The sequence below is a fragment of the uncultured Cardiobacterium sp. genome (assembly GCF_938028825.1).
Classification (GTDB): Bacteria; Pseudomonadota; Gammaproteobacteria; order Cardiobacteriales; family Cardiobacteriaceae; genus Cardiobacterium.
Window position 1 is genome coordinate 1 of record NZ_CALIZP010000035.1, and the last position, 2636, is coordinate 2636.

4 protein-coding genes are annotated in these 2636 nt (G+C 60.7%); all 4 read left to right on the forward strand.

The window, feature by feature from the left end; genetic code table 11:
* Positions 1 to 62: 62 nt before the first annotated feature.
* Positions 63 to 461, forward strand: coding sequence for a hypothetical protein (locus Q0562_RS05670; RefSeq protein ID WP_298642257.1), 399 nt, complete (start codon positions 63 to 65; stop codon positions 459 to 461).
* Positions 458 to 1240, forward strand: coding sequence for a hypothetical protein (locus tag Q0562_RS05675; RefSeq protein WP_298642260.1), 783 nt, complete (start codon positions 458 to 460; stop codon positions 1238 to 1240). The genes Q0562_RS05670 and Q0562_RS05675 overlap by 4 nt, the downstream gene beginning before the upstream one ends.
* A 3-nt stretch (positions 1241 to 1243) precedes the next feature.
* Positions 1244 to 2239, forward strand: a complete 996-nt coding sequence (locus tag Q0562_RS05680) for a major capsid protein (protein ID WP_298642264.1) — start codon at positions 1244 to 1246, stop codon at positions 2237 to 2239.
* Positions 2239 to 2636: DUF1320 domain-containing protein (locus Q0562_RS05685; RefSeq protein ID WP_298642266.1), on the forward strand; the 398-nt coding region annotated here is incomplete at its 3' end. The genes Q0562_RS05680 and Q0562_RS05685, both read left to right, overlap by 1 nt.

Here is a 2636-nt window from a genome sequence, read left to right on the forward strand (position 1 = left end):
AGGCGCAAATTCAACCGATAACCCCGCGTCATGCGGGGATTTTTTTACCCAAGGAGTACGTCATGACAAAAGACATTCCCTACAACAAGCCGTCCTTCCTGCACTGGGAAGGGCACCCGACCAACAGCCGCGCGGTGCTCACCGCAGGCGAGGCATTCAAAACTGGCGAGCTGCTGGTATTCACGGCCAAAGGCTACGAACCTTACAAGGGCACAGCACTGACGGCAGACGCCACTAAGGCACCGCAGGGCGTCGTCGTCGCTATCGCCTTGGAAGATGCGGCAAAGGGCGGCAAGGCTGCCTGCATTGTCCGTGTTGCTACGGTGATGAAGGACAAGCTGACCGGCGTCGCAGCGGACGCCTTCGACACCGGCAAGCCGCTGGCGGGCTTTGATGCTCACTTCTCGCGGCAGCAAATCGCGCTGGTGACGAGCGTTGAAGCGCAGCGGGCATTCAAATGAACGGCATTACCCTCGGCGTCCTGCGTCTCTCGCTGGACGAGCGGCGCAAAGTCAAAGGCACTGCCTATGCAGGCGGGGTGCTGTCCTACTACGGCGACCACATCGCCATTGACCTCGACAGCCTGCAATTCAGCGGCAAACAAATTCCGCTCCTGCATAACCATGACCGTGACCGCTGCGTCGGTTACGGCTGGCTGGCGCGTGAAGGCAAGGCGCTCACCGTCCACGGCGAGATGCTAAGTAATGACCACGCCGCCGAAATCATCAAAGCTGCTGACGACGGTCTGGAATGGCAGATGTCGGTGCATATCGAAGCGGGGCGGGTGCTGACCCGCCACGCAGGCGACATTGTCAACGGTGAGGCGCTGGCCGTGGATGACGTGCTGGTGATGACCGACGGCGTCATCCGCGAGGTGTCTTTTACCCCGACCGGCGTCGATGCCGACACCTCAGCCAGCATCCTATCCCTCTCACTCACCAAGGAAATCCCCATGAATAAACCTGAAAACACCCCCGATGAAAGAGACGCGCGCATCGCCGAACTGGAAGCGAAGCTCGCGCAACAACAAACCGAATCCCGCCTGAAAGAGTTGAAGGCGCTTGGCATCGACGGCGACAACGCCGCGACGCTGGCAAAAGCGCCGGATGACGTGTTCGCCGCCTTTACCGCGCAATTTGCCTTGCAGAACAAGCAGCAGGCGGTGCTGGGTGCCAATTACAGCGGCGGCGAAGACGAAGTGCAGCGCCGCCCCAACCCCCTACTGAAAAACAAGGAGTAACCCATGTCCGATGTACTTGCCATGCTGGGTCTGACCCAGACCGAGCTTGACGAAGCCGTCAACAGCAAACCTAACGTCCCATCCCGCCTGCTCGTTGATCCGATGTGGCGCGAGAGGAACCTTACCACCACCAGCGTGATGATTGAGTTTGTTGACGGTCAGGTCAACCTGATTCCGAACACCAGCCGCGAAGCCGCGCCGAATACCAAATCTTTTGGCAAGGGCAGCAAGGTACGCACCTTTACCGTGCCGCACTTGCCGCTGGAAACCTATATCCGTGCCAGCCAGTTGCAGGACGTACGCAAGGCGGGCACTAAGGACGCGCTATTGGCGAACGCCGACGTGGTCGGGAATGAAATCGCCGAACACCGCAACGCCCACGACGCCACCATCGAGAACCTGATGCTGGGCGCGGTCAAGGGGAAAATCCTGGATGCCGACAGCACAACCGTGATTTACGACCTCTTCACCGAGTTTGGTGTGACCGAGCCGGTGACCAACATGCAGTTTTCCAGCGCAACCGCCGACCTCGCCCTCACCATCGAGCAGACCATCCGCACCATGAAGAAAGGGCTGCGCGGTGATACGTCTTCCGGGGTGACCGTCCTCTGTTCGCCGGAATTCTTCGACGCGCTGGTGTCGCACAAGTCCACCAAGGACGCCTGGATGCGTTACCAGGACAACGTGTTGACACGCGAGAACACCAACGGCAAATTCGCCTGGAAGGGTGCGGTGTTTGAAATCTACGACTACACCCTTGGCGAGACGCCGATGATTGAGGCGGGACACGCGCATGGGTTCCTCACCGGCATGTACAACGGCTTCGTCCGCTACAACGCCCCGGCCAACATGATTACCGAGGCGAACAAGCTGGCGCGACCTTTCTACATCTCGACCGAGATGGGCGAGCACAACCGGGGCGTCTCTATCTACACCGAGACCAACCCGCTGCCGCTCTGCCTGCGTCCGCAGACCTTGATGCACTTCAAGAGCGCGTGATGTACGCCGCCCCGCAAGACCTCATCACCCGCTTCGGCGAGCGCGAGATGGCGCAAATCGCGGGTGATACCGCCCCCACCAATGCCAAGCTGCTGGCGGCCTGCCTGGATGCAGCGCAACTCGCGGACAGCTACCTCAGCCGTGCCGTCGTCCTGCCGCTTGCCGCCGTGCCAGCGGTGCTGGTTGGGGTGTGCGCCGACATTGCCCGCTACCGCCTGCACGACGACCAGATGAAAGAGGGCGGTGACCAAGGCAAAACCACCATGCGGATGCGCTACGAGGACGCCATCAAATGGCTGGAAGGGGTAGCGGCAGGCACCATCCTGCTCTTCCCCAAAGAACGGCAGGCCGACCCGAAAGCGCCGCACCCGCTCACCGGCAACCACCGCATTGCCGT